This is a genomic window from Oceanisphaera sp. W20_SRM_FM3, assembly GCF_052119705.1.
GTDB lineage: Bacteria > Pseudomonadota > Gammaproteobacteria > Enterobacterales > Aeromonadaceae > Oceanimonas.
The window spans coordinates 58,323-74,775 of record NZ_JBGQOP010000012.1; the positions used below are offsets into that span (position 1 = coordinate 58,323).

General features: G+C 50.4%; 10 protein-coding genes and 1 other RNA gene. 2 read left to right on the forward strand and 9 right to left on the reverse strand.

Going from position 1 to position 16,453, the window contains the following annotated elements; genetic code table 11:
• Window positions 1-42: 42 nt before the first annotated feature.
• From pelG to ACEN2G_RS08465, 9 genes are all read right to left on the reverse strand, one after another.
• Window positions 43-1,416: an exopolysaccharide Pel transporter PelG gene (gene pelG / locus ACEN2G_RS08425; protein WP_442021038.1), complete on the reverse strand. Its 1,374-nt coding sequence runs from the start codon at window positions 1,414-1,416 to the stop codon at window positions 43-45.
• The gene (pelF, locus tag ACEN2G_RS08430) at window positions 1,397-2,911 is read right to left on the reverse strand and encodes a GT4 family glycosyltransferase PelF (protein WP_442021039.1); all 1,515 of its coding nucleotides are present in this window, start codon (window positions 2,909-2,911) and stop codon (window positions 1,397-1,399) included. The genes pelG and pelF overlap by 20 nt, the downstream gene beginning before the upstream one ends.
• Window positions 2,908-3,936 (reverse strand): hypothetical protein, encoded by a 1,029-nt coding sequence (locus tag ACEN2G_RS08435; RefSeq protein WP_442021040.1) that lies wholly within the window; start codon window positions 3,934-3,936, stop codon window positions 2,908-2,910. Before ACEN2G_RS08435 ends, pelF begins: the two co-directional genes overlap by 4 nt.
• Window positions 3,899-5,239 carry a PelD GGDEF domain-containing protein gene (locus tag ACEN2G_RS08440; RefSeq protein ID WP_442021041.1) on the reverse strand — a complete coding sequence of 447 codons (1,341 nt, stop codon included), beginning with the start codon at window positions 5,237-5,239 and terminating at the stop codon, window positions 3,899-3,901. The genes ACEN2G_RS08435 and ACEN2G_RS08440 overlap by 38 nt, the downstream gene beginning before the upstream one ends.
• A gap of 21 nt (window positions 5,240-5,260) precedes the next feature.
• Window positions 5,261-5,818: a hypothetical protein gene (locus ACEN2G_RS08445; protein WP_442021042.1), complete on the reverse strand. Its 558-nt coding sequence runs from the start codon at window positions 5,816-5,818 to the stop codon at window positions 5,261-5,263.
• Between the two features lie 24 nt (window positions 5,819-5,842).
• Complete coding sequence (locus tag ACEN2G_RS08450; RefSeq protein WP_442021043.1) at window positions 5,843-9,475, reverse strand: tetratricopeptide repeat protein; 3,633 nt, start codon at window positions 9,473-9,475, stop codon at window positions 5,843-5,845.
• A 171-nt stretch (window positions 9,476-9,646) separates the two neighbouring features.
• Window positions 9,647-10,525, reverse strand: coding sequence for an endo alpha-1,4 polygalactosaminidase (locus tag ACEN2G_RS08455; protein WP_442021044.1), 879 nt, complete (start codon window positions 10,523-10,525; stop codon window positions 9,647-9,649).
• Between the two features lie 767 nt (window positions 10,526-11,292).
• An RNA gene (gene ffs, locus ACEN2G_RS08460) (signal recognition particle sRNA small type) lies at window positions 11,293-11,390 on the reverse strand.
• Window positions 11,391-11,530: 140 nt separating this feature from the next.
• Complete coding sequence (locus tag ACEN2G_RS08465; protein ID WP_442021045.1) at window positions 11,531-13,258, reverse strand: SLC13 family permease; 1,728 nt, start codon at window positions 13,256-13,258, stop codon at window positions 11,531-11,533.
• Between the two features lie 121 nt (window positions 13,259-13,379).
• Here ACEN2G_RS08465 and cysD point away from each other — a divergent pair, with 121 nt between their 5' ends.
• Window positions 13,380-14,279: a sulfate adenylyltransferase subunit CysD gene (gene cysD / locus ACEN2G_RS08470; protein WP_442021046.1), complete on the forward strand. Its 900-nt coding sequence runs from the start codon at window positions 13,380-13,382 to the stop codon at window positions 14,277-14,279.
• Window positions 14,280-14,387: 108 nt separating this feature from the next.
• The gene (cysN, locus tag ACEN2G_RS08475) at window positions 14,388-16,307 is read left to right on the forward strand and encodes a sulfate adenylyltransferase subunit CysN (RefSeq protein WP_442021047.1); all 1,920 of its coding nucleotides are present in this window, start codon (window positions 14,388-14,390) and stop codon (window positions 16,305-16,307) included.
• The last annotated feature ends 146 nt before the right edge of the window (window positions 16,308-16,453 follow it).

Sequence of the window (16,453 nt, forward strand, 5' to 3'; positions counted from 1 at the left end):
ACAGACTACTGGCGTTATGTTCGTTTAGCGCTCTAACGATAGTTAAGAAGGCTGTAACATAAAGGTTCGATACTCCAAGTCGTTAAACTGTTTGTTGAGCATCACCAAGCCTACCAGTGTGGTTGCTAACATAGTGATGGCAAACCCATAGCCATAAAAAATGGGCCCAAGATCAATGCTGACATTGGCCAGCGCTAGGTTGCTACACATCATCAACAAGGTCAGGCATAAGGCGCCATACCGGCGGTCGAGATAGTACATGACGTTCAAAATTGCCATCACCAACACCTGCAGGCTGACGCCGACCAACATAATGTGAAACAGATGCAGATAGGTGAGATCTATGTGCAGTAAGCTCAAAATATCCTCGGCGCAGAGCAGCAGTAATATCAGCGCCATCCCCTGTACCTTAAAAATGGCATAAATGCTCTGCTGGCAAGACAGCACCATGTTATCTCTCAGTTGGCGAATGCGCGTTAAGGTGGCCCCTTTTCTAACGGTGGCATAGAACGTCAGGCAGGCATGAGCAAAGCTGGTTTCCATGCGCAGCATGAATACCGCCATGCCGGGTACAATCGCCAGATAGGCAATGAAGATAGGTAAATCATAAATGTAGGAGGCGCGAAATGGCGCTATGACGACATGAGATGTTTCCTCACGAAACCAGAACACGAACTTGTCTAGCCAGACCCCGAGGTTATAGAAGACACCGCAGGCCATCAGCGAATAAAACGCTTTGCTAGGATGCAAAAAATCAAATGCTATTAGCTGTCGAGCAGGAAAATCCCTCAGCACAAAAAACAGAAACGTAAAGGTCAGTAAGGCTTGGCAAAAGCAGAAAATCAGTAGCAAACCGAGCAGGTTAAGCTTAGGAATGGTCAGGCTCAGCACTATCATCAGAGCATAACTCAACGCCATCGCGAGTAAGATCCGGTAGTATTTTTTCATCCCACTGAGAAAAATAATAAGCAGCCACTGGTTACACAAGAGCACCAAGCTAGTAAAAGTGGTCACTTTCATCATGGGGGTCAGGGTATCGGCGGCGCTCATCACGACGATGCCAACCAAGCTGGCAAGTACACTGGTCACTAGCATGGCACCCAGTAAGTTAGGCAGTACCTGATCGTCTTCTTTGGCATAGAGCCGGTCGGAAATAAAGCGGGTGAGTAATAGCTGAAAAATACCGCTGATGATCAAGGAGCCGGCCATCAGATAGGTGACGATAATGAGAAACTGAATAATCTCATAGGTTGGAAAGGCCGAGCCCATACCAAGCAAACCTATGGTCAGCAACGCCAGAATAGAGACAACCCAAGGTCCTGAGCTAATAATACCCGCCAAGCCATAAGCTTCTACTACGCAAAGCAGCGTATTTCTCTTGAGTATTTTACGCAGTTCAAAGCCGATTCCCGCCATGGATAGCCTCCTGATAAAGTGTGCGGTAGGCGCCGTACATATCTGCTTCATGGTAATAGCGAGTGACGCGTTGCTTACCAATATCACCGGTTTTTTGCCATTGGGCGGTATTGGTCAAGGTGTCTATGATGGCGTGTGCCGCCTGTGCTGGATTAGCAATCTGAATAATGGTGCCTGCCGCTCCCAAAGCAGCATCTTCTCCGCTTGCGCCATCAATAATTTCGCTACAGGCCCCCACTTGCGTAGTAATACAAGGTATGCCTGAGGCCATGGCCTCCAGCAGCACCAAGGGCTGAGCTTCGCTGATGGAGGTGAGCATGACCACCCCAAGCTTAGGCATCATCTCAGCCACATTCTGGCTACCCAGCAATTTGATATGCTCCGTTAGCCCTAAGCTTTCAATCAGTAGCTCGCACTCGCGTACATAAGCGGGATCTTCTGCCGTGGGCCCAATAATCCAGCCTTGTAGCGCGGGCAAGACTTCGACGGCTCCCCGAATGGCACGCACAAAGGTTTTGATATCCTTGATCGGCACCACGCGCCCGATAAGCCCTACCACTAACGGCGGCGTAGTCGGTCGTTGAGCGTAGGCGTTGGCAAAACGCTCGACATCTATGCCATTGACGATCACCTTGGTTTTTTCTATTGGTGCGCCATCTGAGTGTTGCCGATGGCGGTTGCCTTCGAACAAGGAAATAATGTTGTCGGCCTGATGATAGGCGGTAAGCCCCAACTGTTCGAAAAAGCGGACCCAAGTTTTTCGGGTCTGGCCCATGTCTTTGTGCATGCTGGTATCAATCAGGCTGTGCCGGTCAGGGATCCAACTCGCTTGAGCCAAATCGATTTTTCGCTCCTTGGTGTAAATGCCGTGCTCGGTAATGATGAAGGGCCGTTTGGTTTTTTGCTTGCAAAGCGCGCCTAATAAACCGGCATAACCGGTAGAAAGAGTATGAAAAACCTGAGCGTCGGGCAGGTTTCTCGCAATGTGTGCCAGCGTAAATAAAGGTTGATGGACATTGCGATAGGTCCAGAAATAATCGACAAAAGACTGGTCGGGTGAGGTATGCAAGTAGCGCTTGCTCAGTACGTCCCAAGAAGCGCGGCTGCAGAGAAAGTCCTCCAAAGACAGCCGCTGATGCTTGCCAAGCTGTGAAAACAAGCCCTCCAATAATTCGGCGCTAATTGGCCCAGAGGCGTCTTCCAAATAAGAGATAAGTTGTTCCCATTGCTGGAATATAGCGGCGTCACCCGCGCGCGGTTTGGGCGGCGTTTGCTTGGGCGTATGAAACAAGTAATGTGCTTCAAAGCCAACCACGTTGTTCGGTAACTCATAGGCAGGCGCCCCGTAAGACTCAGGCTTGCCACCCAAAAAAATAAGATGGAAGCTGTACTCAGGCAAACCGCTGATAATTTGATGCAGCCAGCAAGAAACGCCCCCCCGCACATAAGGGTAAGTCCCCTCTAGTAATAGACAGATATCAACTTTTTTGGTCATAACCAATACTCCTTGAGCTGAGCTAATTGGTTGTTATTATTATCCGCCAAAGCAAAGAGATAGGCTCGAACCTGACCATAGTCCTTTGCCAGATAAGCGGCCTCAGCCAAATAAGGCAGCACCAGATCCAGCCTTAAACCTTGCTCCAAGGCATGCGTTAAATAAGGAAGGGCTTCCTCGGCTCGCCGTTGTGCTAGTAGCACTCGGCCCAGCAACAGGCCATAGGCCCCACGACGAGTATCTGCAAGTGAGCGCCTAAGATACTGCTCGGCTTGGGTGAGGTAGTGTTTTTTTAAGATACCTTCCGCAATACCCAAGTAGCACAGCTCCCAGTAATGCTGGGCTATGTCGTAAGCTAGATCATGAGCGGTGGTGTGGGCTTGAGAAGGAGTTACAGCGAGAATGGAGCCATGTTCAGTATCTGCCAACAGCTGCTCATAGCGCTGTTGGCAGCGAGAAATTTGTTCGTTAATGCTATTTTCAATGGTTTCCAGCGCCGCATACGCCAACAAACGCGTGTCATCAGAGACATCTTTTAGCGCCAGTTGGAGCAAAGGCACAGACTGTTGGCGAGGCAGTAGGCTAATAGCAGACACGGCCTGACAGCGCTGCTCTGGCGAGTCATGGTACAGCAGTATATTTCTCAGCGATCCCGTTCCGAATTGAGTCTGGGTCATCAGATCCCTAGAGCTTGGCGGCAGTGCTAATGCCTCTATGGACTGCCACTGGTATTGCTGCTGTAGCTTAGGAAAATACCCTGCCAGCAATATTGAACACGCCATGCCCACTATGCCGACCACTGGCAGCAACAAGCTAAATAACAGCAAGGCGCAAAATGATCCCCACCGCGGTTCGCTGTATTTTTTCGGCAGTATCAAGCAGCACCAGCCTGTAAAGCTGAGGCAAGCCAGTCCGTGGCACGCCAACGGCCACCACCAATCTGATAGTGTTAGAGGAGTGCTGGCCAGCAGATAAAGACCGAGGCTTTCAACGGCTATGGCCTGCATTAACAGCAAGATTTTCATCGCACACTCCATATTGGTCGATAAGGATCTTGATTTGCTTAAGATCCTGCTTGATAGAAAAAGGCCCTTGCATAGCGAAATCCGAGCGCGATGCGCTCGCTCCCAGGCCAAATAAAGGTGCGACCCGCTGTATATACTGCTGGGCGTCGGCGGCCGACGAGAGCGGCAACAATACAAACAATGCAGGCCCTGCAGTGGCAGATTGACAGGCCCAGTAAATATCGGCGCCACGACGATGATTAACGATGGCATCTAGGCGTTTTTTCTGCAGCAAATTACTGGCCTTGCACAATACCAACTGACTATCGATGCCAAACTGGCGCAGGTTCTGCTCAGCCTGCGCTAAGTATTCCAAGAAGAGGTCGCTGTGCTGCGATGCAAAGAGGGGGGTAACTAAGGTGTCGCTCAGCAGATTGGCGGCGTGGCTGGCAACCAAGGAGAGCAAGGCATGATTGGCGAGCGTTTGCTGAAAGAACTTGGCACTTTCTACCACCACAATCGCTTGCAGCATTTGCTGGGTATCGAGCAAAGGAATACAGAGCTGATAACGAGACTGCGAGGTCTGGGAAGTCTCCATTCTGGCGACCGACAGCAAGGTGCGCTGGCTCAGCATGTCTTGCAACATGGGATCATTAAGATCCAGCGCATGATAGTCACCGAGCCTAGCGCTATGTTCGGCATCCAGTTTGCCGTTGATCACCTGATAAATCCCAGCGACTTCTAAGCCGCCTATTTCGGCTAACAGATGCAAGATCGGCTGTCCGAGTTTATCAAAGCGGTTGCTGCTAGGTGCGATCGCCAATTGCTGCAGCGCACTAATACTGGCACGTAGACTGACGGTCTGCCCCGCCGCTCTTTGCTCCAACTTATCATGGGAAACTTTGAGTAAATGGTAGTTTTGGGTAAAGCTCTCCAATTTATGAGTCATCTGCTGATGTTCAAGAAAACGTTTATTATTCAACTTCTGCCAGTAGTCATGAAACTCACCCGCCAACATGGCGACCAGCAACACCCCCACCGCGATTGAGGGTGGAAAAAGGGCCAGCTCACCTTGACTGTTCATCAAACTTGCCAACCCCGCCAGCATCAAAAGCGCACAGCTCACCCCTTTAGCAAAACCATAACGTAATGCCACCAGCAAAGGACCCAGCAAAGGCCAGAAAAATATCTGGGTAGATGCAAGCTGGGGGCCGCCCGTTTGTAACCAGATATAAAGAGCAATGACTGCAACCGCACAGGTCTCTAGCCAGGCCATACCATTGCGTTTAAAACCTGACGCTAACCGCTTTTGTAAAGTGCTCATAGGTTATTCTCGCCCTTTATATTATTGGTTTCGTTCTACCTTTAAGCCTTCCAGTAATTCGCTGATCACTTTTTGGCCGACGCCAGTCACGCTCTCTCGCCCCCAACCGCTTAACGCGCCACTCGCTCGCCATTGGGTGACATGATCAGCTGCAGATTGCACGTGCAGCGTAATGCCTACTGCAGGCTCACCATCCAAACCGCTCTTGTAATGCCATTCTTCTACTGAGCCTGTGATCACGTAATCAAACTGCTGGCGGGCCAGCCAAGCCTGAGCCTTTTTTTGCCGGGCATGACTGTCAAGAATACTGGCTAAGTCGTTAGCCTCGCTGGCCGGATAAAAGGTGGCGTTAATGCCCTTCGCATAAAGCGCGGCGCCGAGAATTTGCTCGGCTTTTTCCGCCGCCAGCGGCGTATTGGAGTTATTAACCATCGGCATAATTGCCCAGCGGCTATGGGCCGCAAACGTTGGGCTGGCGGGCACCTGATAATGAGCACAGGCGGCCAGCGCCAAGCTTGCCGCAAGTAACCATGTTATTTTTATGATGTGCTTGGTGTTTGTTTGCGTGTTTGTTTGCATGTGTATTTGCATAGTTTGGCGCCCTTAAAAACGATAGGAATAACCCAACGAAAAAATCAAAGCTTGATCCCCATTTTGGTCCTGACTCTGCCAGTCGACCGACAACGAGACCTCATCATTACCGAGCACTTGCACGCCCAAGCCCGCCGACACGGCTATATCAGGTTGCTGAGTAGTGACGTTGTAACCAAGGGAAGTATCTAGCCAATAACGGGGCGCTGGCACAGTTGACCCTGGCAAACCCGGCGTGCCATGCCACAAACGCTGGCCCACGGCCAAACGCTGATAATCCTCACTGACAAAGTCGCCACTGGTGAGTGGGGCTGGGCCTTGTAGCTGTGTATTAATGCCGTCAAGCGGCTCATCACTGAGCTCAAGCTGTTGCATGGCGAGGCTGGTATAGACTTGCCAAGCGGGATCATTAAAAAATAATTGCTCACTGGCCCGCACGTTAAGGCTCCAGCCTTGCGCTATGTCATCACCAAAGCGGTTGCTGATGTCATGCCAGTCGAACTGAGCCGAGAGGGCTTCACGGGGTGTGGGCTGATAACTAAAGCCAACACCTGCGGTATTGTCTTTACCGGTGAGCGTAAGCAGTTGACTGGTTTCAACGGGAGCGTTAACGGCTAAGCGCAGTGAAACTGCCCAATCGTCATTCAAACGCTGCAGATACTCGGTCGCTAATCCTAAGCGCTGGTCGCCAAGGCCATCGGCCACATCAATGCCAAACGACCAGCGGCTATCTTGATGATTTATCAAGGCGTCTGGTGCAAACGGATTTAGATAAAGCGTGCCAGCGCGCAGACGCGTTTCGTCTTTTCGCTCAAGACCTAACAGCTGAGCCGGCATGGTCGCGGTTTGCAGGTCTGTGCCCAAACGCCAGTTGCCTTGCTGCCAACTATCCGGCTGATAGGGCGCAAAATAATTAAGGCTGTAACGGGTAATTTCCCATTCAGTGTTATGAGCTGCGCGAGCGCTAACCCCAGTGACTTGATCTGGATGCAGGCCAACATATGTTTGGCGCAATTGCCGTTCGACTTGCGGATCTTTCAACTTACCGAGCAAGGCTTCTCCGTGTTGCCAAGCTGCGGTCTGCTGGCCCGTTAACTGCAAAGCGGTATTTCGGTCAGCCACCGAAAGCGTGATGGACTGCTCCAGCAAGGCGTGTATGGCCGCTTGGTCTTTGGCTCGCATAGCCAGCGCCAACTTTTGCCAATCCGGTAAGGCATAGCCACTAAAAGCGGCGTCTTGATGCCAAGCTTGCACGCTGTCCGGCTTGCCAAGTGTCAGATAGTAGCCAAACAACTCTTGAGCAAGCCTATGGTTAGGAGGTTGATGTTGCTGATTGATTAGCGCTTGCTCGGTGAGTTGCAGCGCCGTCCCCTCCCCCACAAACAAGGCCACTAAAGAACGATAGGAGATCTCACCTTCAGGCAATAACAGCAATTGTTCGCTGAGCTGGCTGGCAAGATAATGGCGTATTCGCTGCGCTTTTTCCTGTTCACCCTGTTTATCCAATAGCGTCGCGTAATTCAGTAATACCGCAGCCTGGGGCTGACTATTATGATCATTGCTCAGTAATACGCGCTGATACCAAAGGTTGGCTTCCTCAAGTCGACCCAGCTGCTGGGCTGCGGTGGCAAACGTCAGCCAGAAAGCACTTTGATCTTGTTTGGTGTGGCGAAACTGCTCATAAATGTCGGCCATCAGGGCGTGATCTTGGGTGTCAATGGCCAGCCACAGTAAGCCATTAATCGCCCACTCATTATCGGGCGCCAGCACGAGTATTTGACGATAGAGTGCCATAGCGGAATCGTTCTGTTGAGTGTCTTTGGCCAACTTGGCTCGATACAACAAAACTACGGTGTTATTTGTCAGCGTCGAATCTTGACTGGCAAATTCGACCAGCTGAGCAAAAATTGGCTGATCCTCATTATCCAAACTGGCCTGAATCGCCGCCACTAAGGGGGCGCTATTGCCTTTAGCTTGATAAAGTCCAAGTAATTGCTTTATGTCGGCATCGGACTTTAACGGCTCACTGCGGCTTAAATAACGATAGATATCCAGCTTATTACTGACTCGAGCAGCCAATTGTTCATTGGTCAGTTGCGCAAGTGCAGGCTGCTGGGTCTCCCAAGCCAAGGCTGCCACCGTGCTGAGATATTCATCGTCGCCATGCAACCAATTACTCGTCGTGGTTAGCACCTGCAGTGCATGCTTGGCTTGGCCTGTCTTAATGTAGGCGTTAGCAAAAAGAAACGCCTCTGTGGGCATGGGCTGGCGCAATGCCGCCAATTTATGCCACTGCTTGATGACGTTAGGGTAATCGCCAAGACTCGCATAAAGTCGAGCCTGATGCATAATGAGTGCCGTATCATGGGGCCGTAATGCCGCCAGCGCTTGTGCGCTTTGCAGAGCAGCTACCGTGCCCTGAGCCTGGGTGATGGCGTTCAGCCCCTCATCATACTCAGCTGCGTTAAGCTGATTTGTCTGTGCCAACTTTTGATAATAAAGACTCTCAAGCGGAACATCCCCAAGGTAGTTGGCATCCGCTATGCCTTCGCGCAATTGTACCGGCGTTGCTCCCTGCGCCAATAAAAGCCGGCTTACCCCGGATGCGCCAGCAATATCGCCTTGCCAACGATATAAGGCATGCAATTGTTCAAGGTGGGTAGCCGAGCCACCTATCTCGCTATCAGTCTCACTGACTGCCATAAGCAAAGCGGTAGCCAACTTAAAATCACCGCCAGCGATGGCCAGCTCGGCAGTAGATACTTTTAAGGCCTTGCTCGGCGTGAGGGCCAGCAATATCTTTGACTGAGCCAGTGCCGTGTCGATATTACCGACCGCACGGGAATGATCGATAGTCAGGCGCAGATAATCCAAGTTCTTGCTTAACGCTCCCTGATAATTGGCAATAAATGCTTGGCTTTGCTGCGCTTGCCCAGTGCTCAGATACAAATCCAGCAGTCGCGTGGCGGTTTCTAAGGTGGGGGCTTGCTTAAACGCGGCCTGTTGCAGGTGCACGGCTTGCTCAAAGTCTGCGATCTGCAGTGACAGCGCCACCAGTTCCTGATGACTGGTGTGCCCGCTTTCTAAATGAGGCAACAACAACTCAGCCCCTTTGGCTGTCATTGACATCGAAATCGCGATATCCGCCAGAGCTCTGGCATCCATCGCTTCGGTCGGGGAGACTATTCCAGCAAAAAATTGCTGAAGCTTATGCTCAGTTTCTAACGCGGCGGCTTGCTGTTCTGTTTCTGATGCGCCTTTAGCTTGATGGTATTTATTCTGTAATAATTGGGCGTAACGGATGATAAAGGGCCAGTCGGGTGCCGAGCTATCTTTATCAAGGATTGATCCGGCCAATGCAATGGCCTCGTCTAGCTCGCCAAGTTGCGCGTAATTATCGATCAGTAGTTTACTCAGCTCCTCGTTTTCGGGGGCTCTGGCATGCAGTTGCTGTAAAAAAATCCGCGATACCTGGGGTGAGCTTGTTTGGTGCAAGAGCTGTATTAGCCTGCTTTGACTGGGCGCCAGTAACCACAAGATCCAAATAATAATGACCGCCAGCACTATTAAGGTGCGACGATTCAACAAATGCAACTGGCCGTTACTTGGCTCGTGTTCAAGGACGCGTTTAGAAAATAATTCCATTTTTTTCTCGTCGTCAGTTGTTCTCTATTAGCGTTTCAATTCAATCTTAGTGTCACTCGTCATCACGGATAAAACGGGCTGTCAGGTGCGCTGTGTGGTTACTGCATACTTAAGCCGCAACGCTGCACCATAGGTCGGGTTCGTAGGCGCAGCACAATCATTATCAAGGGATCAGGGGTAGGCATCTGGTCTGCCATCGAAAAATTCGGGTAGGCGTTTTGCTAGCGGCTTCATGGTGCTGACGCCAAACTGATACAGGAGGCCGTCACTAATGTAGGGGGTATAACCTTCGTTGAGTAAACGTTGGGCTGCGGCCTGTTGTGCGCCTTGATCACTTTCAGGAATATAATCAATCACGATCACTTCCAGACCCAGTGCCTTGACCCTGTTTAATTGCTGGCTCAGCCATGCCTGGTCCTGTGCATTCACTTTTCGATAATGGTCATTGAGCGGAGAGTAGGCGTGATAAAGAGACTCCGCAGCTACAGCATGAACAACCCCACTCAGCAGCTCCAACACCTCAAAGCCTCGATTAAGTATCAAGGTAGGTGTTGGCTTGAGCGCGGCCAAATCCTGAATGATTTGTACTAGCGCCTGTTGTTGCTTAGTTTTGTCCGCGGCTTGCTTAGCAAACAGTTGATAACTGTCGAGGGTGTCAAGAAAGAGGCCATCAAAGCCTTGCCGCAGATACTCGGCTGCAAGTGCGGCAATATGCTCCTGCCACTCAACGGCAGACAAGTCCATCACATGACTTTGCCAACTGACGTTTTGTACTGGGGAAACCTCTGTTAACGACTGCGGCAGTGTTTTGCCGTCATATTCCCCGATACTGAGGTAGGCAAAAACTTGGGTGCCGGCTTGATGTAAGCTTGCTATCTGTTGCTGGGATATTACATTGGGCGTCACGACCACCCTGTCATAGATCATCAGCTCACATACTGAATCAATGCTGTTGTAATAAAAAGCGATGGACTTGGGCGTACGCTCTGCCCCAATCACCTGAGTAAACAGGTTTGGTAGCAGTAAAGATATCCAGATGAGAAGACGCATTACATACTCCCTTGTATATGCTTGTTCGATACCTTTTAGCGAGCAACACTCATCCTGAGTTTCTCTTACACACTGTAATCTACTGTAGACGCGATTTAATAAACTGGGTATTAAATTGAGAAAAACACTCCCACGCTTTCTCCCAAAGAAAAGAGCTATTTGCTAACGCCCCCCCCGTACTCTTGCACCTCATCTGAAGCCATTGAGCTTAGCTCAGCTGCAAATACTGCTCGTAAGAAGCCTCTGACAAACAATACATATACCTTCTGCCTCAGAAAAAATCTGATACCAGAGTCGGACTGCATACTTATCGCATGCCATGGTTAGGTGATACGCAATGCCAGCCGTTAAGCTATCGAGGCTCATACCGCTATCGCCATTAGCATTCGAAGGCTTGATCGCAAAATAAATTGCTTAGAAAATCGCGATTTCACGCTGATGGGAGATTATTTATGGGGAGTAATTACGGAGAGTACTTATTGATAATACTTATTAATGATACTTCTGGGGAGTATTCAAGGTGAAAGCAGGTATCAAACTCAAGACATGACCCAACCGTAAGCACTGATTTAGTCTTATAGCTGGCAAAGCGGAACAGATTTTTATAGGGGAGTATGTTAATTGACGCCAATACATAAAAACAACCTGAATGTAGTTTTGTTACTACAAAGCCGGGCTATGTCAGCTTATGGTGCAATTTATGTCAGCAATTAGGGAAGATTTGTCAACTTATGGTGAAAGCGACAAATACTAAATTTGGGTGGCAACCCCGCCAGCCGCATCCCGGCACTCAGAGGTTCCTGCTTTGGTTGCTCCCTTCCGGGCCTGGCCTAGTAAACAAGATTCTGATGCGAGAGGACCAACGGGGTCACCATAGAGAGGCCAGTTTAACAAAGCTGAGCCTGATTGCAATGCCTGCCAAACTGACTGCAGCTTTATTAATCAACGGGTGTCAACGCGAGGCCGCGCACTAGCCAAATACGGCCCTCTTTACACAAGTAAACATTAAAACGGAAACACCATAGGCACCAGTGTGAGCACACTGGCCGAGTACAAAATACTTACCGGCAAGCCCGCCTTTAGATAATCCAGCATTCGATAGCGGCCCGGTGAATACACCATCAAGTGGGTTTGATAACCAAACGGAATAATGAAACAAGCGCTGGCACCAAAGGCCACCGCCATAATAAAAGGCATGGGGTCGGCACCAAAGGCGGTGGCCGTGGATAAGCCAATCGGAAACACTAAGGCGGCCGCCGCGTTATTGGTTACCACTTCCGTTAAGATAAGCGTAATAAAAAACACCCCAATAAACGCACCGTACACCCCATAACCATCGCAGACGCTGCGCACCGCATCGGCCACTAACTGGGCACCGCCCGAGCTTTCCAGTGCCTTAGCTACTGTCAATGCAGAGCCAATGATTAGCCACAGTTCAAATGGGAAACGCCGACGTAACTCACTCACTGTGAGTACTTTAGTCACCAGTAACAGCGCCAGCAATATCAGCAAGCCATTCAGCAGCGGCACCAGATTTAACGCCGACAGGCCGATCACGGCTCCAAAACCGGCGAAGGCTAATAGACTTTGCTTAGGTGCCAGCTTGGGTCTTTGCAAACTGCCGCTCATCACATGGAAGTTGCGGTCTATGTTGCGCTGCTCTTTAAAATCTGGGCCCACGGCCAACAGTAAACTATCACCCACGCGCAGCGGTATCTGACCCAGTTGACCCGTTAAGCGACGCTTACCACGGCGAATACCCACTACGCCTGCGTTAAACAAGGTTCTAAAGTCCACTTCACGCAAGGTGCGATTAGGCAGCTCAGACTCATGACTGATCACCACTTCCACTAAATTGGACGCTAATAGGCGGTCAACTTGGGTGCCAAACAGCTGTAAGCCCGAAAAACGCTGTAAGGTTTGCACCTTTTCCACTTCCCCGGTAAACACCAGCACATCGCCCTCTTCGAGTACTTCTTCGGGAGTAACTGGGCTTAATAAGCGGTCGTGACGCACAATTTCCAACAAGAACAAGCCATCGAGATTACGCAATTGATTATCTTCAATGCTATTACCAATCAGTGACGAGCCAGCTGTGACTTGGGCTTCTAAGAAATAGGATTGAGCCACCTCTTGATCCAGCACGCGGTTTTTCGGTAATAAGCGCGCACTGAACATCAAACCGAAAATACAAATAATGGCGACCGGCAAGCCGACCAAGGTAAACTGAAACATGCCCAGCGGCGGCAAACCGGCGTTAATCACAAACGAGTTCACCACCAAGTTAGTGGAGGTGCCGACTAAGGTAGTAATACCGCCAAGAATGGACGCGTACGACAGCGGGATCAGCAAGCGCGATGCAGGGATATAGCGCTGGCGAGAGATAACACCCAGCAGCGATCCCACCACGGCGGTGTTATTTAAAAATGCTGACATAAAGGCGGTCACGCCCATTAAGCGCAGACTGGCCATGGACTCGCGGCCTTTTAATAAGGCATCCGACAATCGGTCCAGCAATGGCGAGCGCTCCAATGCCAAAGACACCAGCATGAGTACTACCAAGGTGATAAGTGCGGAATTAGAGAAACTACTGAGCAGCTCTTGCTGTTCAGTTACGCCGAGCAGCACTAACGCCACGGCCCAAGATGTAAACAAGACTGCGGGCGACACGCGCCCGTGGATCAGCAAAGCCAACAAAACACCAATCGATGCTAATACCCAATATGCTGTCATATATAACCACTCGCTCTTTAGCAGGGCTATCATTGTACATATATATCAAATAAACTTGATACATAGATAGATTATAACATTTGGTTATTAGCATAATCCCTAATTGAGAGCGAAATCACTCATGAACCTAACGCACCTACAACGGCTTGAAGCCGAAAGTATTCACATTATGCGGGAAGTGGTGGCGGAAGCCGACAATCCTGTGATGTTGTATTCCATCGGTAAGGACAGCGCCGTTATGCTGCACTTGGCGATGAAGGCTTTTTATCCCTCTCTGCCACCCTTTCCGCTACTGCATGTGGACACGCGCTGGAAGTTTCGCGAAATGTACACCTTTCGCGACCAAATGGTGGAGAAGCTCGGCCTTAAGCTGCTGACCCACATCAATCCAGAAGCCATAGAGAAAAACATTAATCCTTTCACCCATGGCTCGGCTGTTCATACGGATATCACCAAAACCGAGGGCCTAAAGCAGGCATTGGATCATTATGGCTTTGATGCCGCCTTTGGTGGCGCACGCCGTGATGAAGAAAAGTCCCGTGCTAAAGAGCGTATTTTCTCGTTCCGTACCGAGCAGCATCGCTGGGATCCGAAGAATCAGCGCCCAGAATTATGGAAGCTGTATAACGCGCGTAAGCACAAAGGCGAGTCTATTCGGGTGTTCCCGATTTCCAACTGGACCGAGCTGGACATCTGGCAGTATATCCATTTAGAAAACATCCCGATTGTGCCTTTGTATCTGGCCGCCCCTCGCCCGGTAGTCGAGCGCGACGGTACTTTGATCATGGTCGACGACGAACGCATGCCGTTGAAAGAAGGCGAAGTGCCGATGATCAAGAATGTGCGCTTTAGAACGCTGGGCTGTTACCCACTCACGGGTGCGGTGGAGTCAGAAGCCACCACTTTGCCAGAAATTATTCAAGAAATGCTGCTGACTAAAACCTCAGAGCGCCAAGGCCGCATGATAGATCACGACTCTGCTGCGTCCATGGAAAAGAAGAAACAAGAAGGGTATTTCTAAGCGACGACACAGCTTAGAAAACACCAAGCTAAAAGAAATAAATAATGCTGAGTGCCCTACATGGGCGCCAGTAAGAAACGGAAGGCTCACCGCTCCGAAGGAAAAAACATGAATTTATCATCTCTGATTGAAACGGATATTGAAGAATATTTAAAAGCTCACGAACAGAAGAGTTTGTTGCGCTTTATCACCTGCGGCAGTGTGGATGACGGCAAGAGTACCCTGATTGGGCGTTTGCTGTTTGAATCCAAGATGCTGTTTGAAGACCAGTTAGCGGCCATGGAAGCGGACTCCAAAAAATGGGGCACCCAAGGCGAAGATATCGACTTCGCACTGTTAGTGGATGGTCTTGCCGCCGAGCGCGAGCAAGGCATTACTATCGATGTGGCCTATCGCTTCTTTTCTACCGATAAGCGTAAGTTTATCGTCGCCGATACTCCAGGCCACGAGCAATACACCCGCAACATGGTAACTGGCGCCTCTACGGCGGATGCGGCCATCTTAATGGTCGATGCCCGTAAAGGCATACTCACCCAAACTCGTCGTCACAGCTATTTAATGTCGCTGCTGGGTATTCGCCATATTATCGTTGCTATCAACAAGATGGACTTGGTGGACTATTCTCAAGCACGCTTTGATGAGATCCAAGCCGAATACGCCGCCTTTGCTGAACAACTGGGCTTAAAGAATATCACCTATATTCCGCTGTCGGCGTTTAAAGGCGACAACATAGTTGAAGCCAGCCCGCGCATGCCTTGGTACTCGGCGCCTCAATATAATGGCGAGTCGCTAATGAATTTCTTAGAGACGGTCGAAATCGATGATATTCGCATGCAGCGCGCACCGTTTCGCTTACCCGTCCAGTGGGTAAACCGCCCTAACCTAGACTTCCGTGGCTTCTCGGGCACCATCACCAGTGGCGTCGTTAAGCCGGGTGACCGTATTCGCGTGCAACCTTCGGGCAAAGAAAGCTCAGTGGCACGCATCGTCACTTACAATGGTGATCTTGAGCAAGCGGTCGCGGGTCAGTCCATTACCTTAACGCTGAAAGATGAGATTGATATCTCGCGTGGCGATGTGATCTCCATTGCCGAAGCTCCAGCCGAAACCGCTGATCAGTTTGAGAGCACTGTCGTGTGGATGCATGAAGACGCCCTGCTGCCTGGTCGCCCTTACCTGCTGAAAATTGGCACCCAAACCGTGACCGCCAGCGTGACCGATATTAAATATCAGGTCAACGTCAATACGCTGGAGCACACCGCCGCCAAGCAATTAGAGCTAAACGGCATTGCGGTATGTAATATCAACCTAGACCGTGCCATTGCCTTTGATGATTACCAAACCAACAAAGACACCGGCGGTTTTATCTTAATCGACCGCTTAAGCAACACCACAGTCGCGGCCGGCATGCTGCACTTTGCACTGCGCCGCAGTCAAAATATTCATTATCAGCATGTGGATGTAAATAAAGCGGTACGCGCGGCAGCCAAAGGCCAAACGCCGAGTGTGTTGTGGTTTACCGGTTTATCCGGTGCCGGCAAGTCGACCATTGCCAACTTGGTGGAGAAGAAGCTGCATGCACTGGGCAATCACACCTACCTGCTCGACGGCGATAACGTGCGTCACGGCCTAAACAAAGACTTGGGCTTTACCGATGCGGATCGGGTAGAGAACATTCGCCGCATTGGTGAAGTGTCTAAGTTGATGGTGGACGCGGGCTTAATCGTACTCACCGCCTTTATCTCGCCCTTTACCGCAGAGCGCCGTATGGCTCGTGAGCAGTTGGCGGAAGGCGAGTTTATCGAGGTGTTTGTCGATACCCCGCTAGACGTGGCCGAAGAGCGCGACGTTAAGGGCCTGTATAAGAAGGCGCGAGCGGGTGAGTTGAAAAACTTCACCGGCATCGACTCCGCTTATGAACGCCCAGCTGCGCCAGAAATCCATTTGGATGCAGCTAACCTGAGTGCCGACGAAGCGGCTGACTTGGTCATCATAGAGTTGCGTAAGCGCGGCATTATTCACGGCTAAGATGCGAACATTCGCACCCAAACCGTAAACAACAAAAGGAGCCGAAAGGCTCCTTTTTTATGACCTGCGGATAAACCGGCGGTTAAAAATCAACACAAACCACCAACAGCAAAATGGCGGACGTAAAAAAAACACCGAGCCTAGGC

Excerpts from the sequence above, each read along its gene's own strand:
- pelF (WP_442021039.1), bottom strand. The coding sequence starts at position 2,911 with ATGACCAAAAAAGTTGATATCTGTCTATTACTAGAGGGGACTTACCCT.
- cysN (WP_442021047.1), top strand. The coding sequence starts at position 14,388 with ATGAATTTATCATCTCTGATTGAAACGGATATTGAAGAATATTTAAAA.
- ACEN2G_RS08440 (WP_442021041.1), bottom strand. The coding sequence starts at position 5,239 with ATGAGCACTTTACAAAAGCGGTTAGCGTCAGGTTTTAAACGCAATGGT.
- pelG (WP_442021038.1), bottom strand. The coding sequence starts at position 1,416 with ATGGCGGGAATCGGCTTTGAACTGCGTAAAATACTCAAGAGAAATACG.
- ACEN2G_RS08455 (WP_442021044.1), bottom strand. The coding sequence starts at position 10,525 with ATGCGTCTTCTCATCTGGATATCTTTACTGCTACCAAACCTGTTTACT.
- cysD (WP_442021046.1), top strand. The coding sequence starts at position 13,380 with ATGAACCTAACGCACCTACAACGGCTTGAAGCCGAAAGTATTCACATT.
- ACEN2G_RS08445 (WP_442021042.1), bottom strand. The coding sequence starts at position 5,818 with ATGCAAACAAACACGCAAACAAACACCAAGCACATCATAAAAATAACA.
- ACEN2G_RS08435 (WP_442021040.1), bottom strand. The coding sequence starts at position 3,936 with ATGAAAATCTTGCTGTTAATGCAGGCCATAGCCGTTGAAAGCCTCGGT.
- ACEN2G_RS08465 (WP_442021045.1), bottom strand. The coding sequence starts at position 13,258 with ATGACAGCATATTGGGTATTAGCATCGATTGGTGTTTTGTTGGCTTTG.
- ACEN2G_RS08450 (WP_442021043.1), bottom strand. The coding sequence starts at position 9,475 with ATGGAATTATTTTCTAAACGCGTCCTTGAACACGAGCCAAGTAACGGC.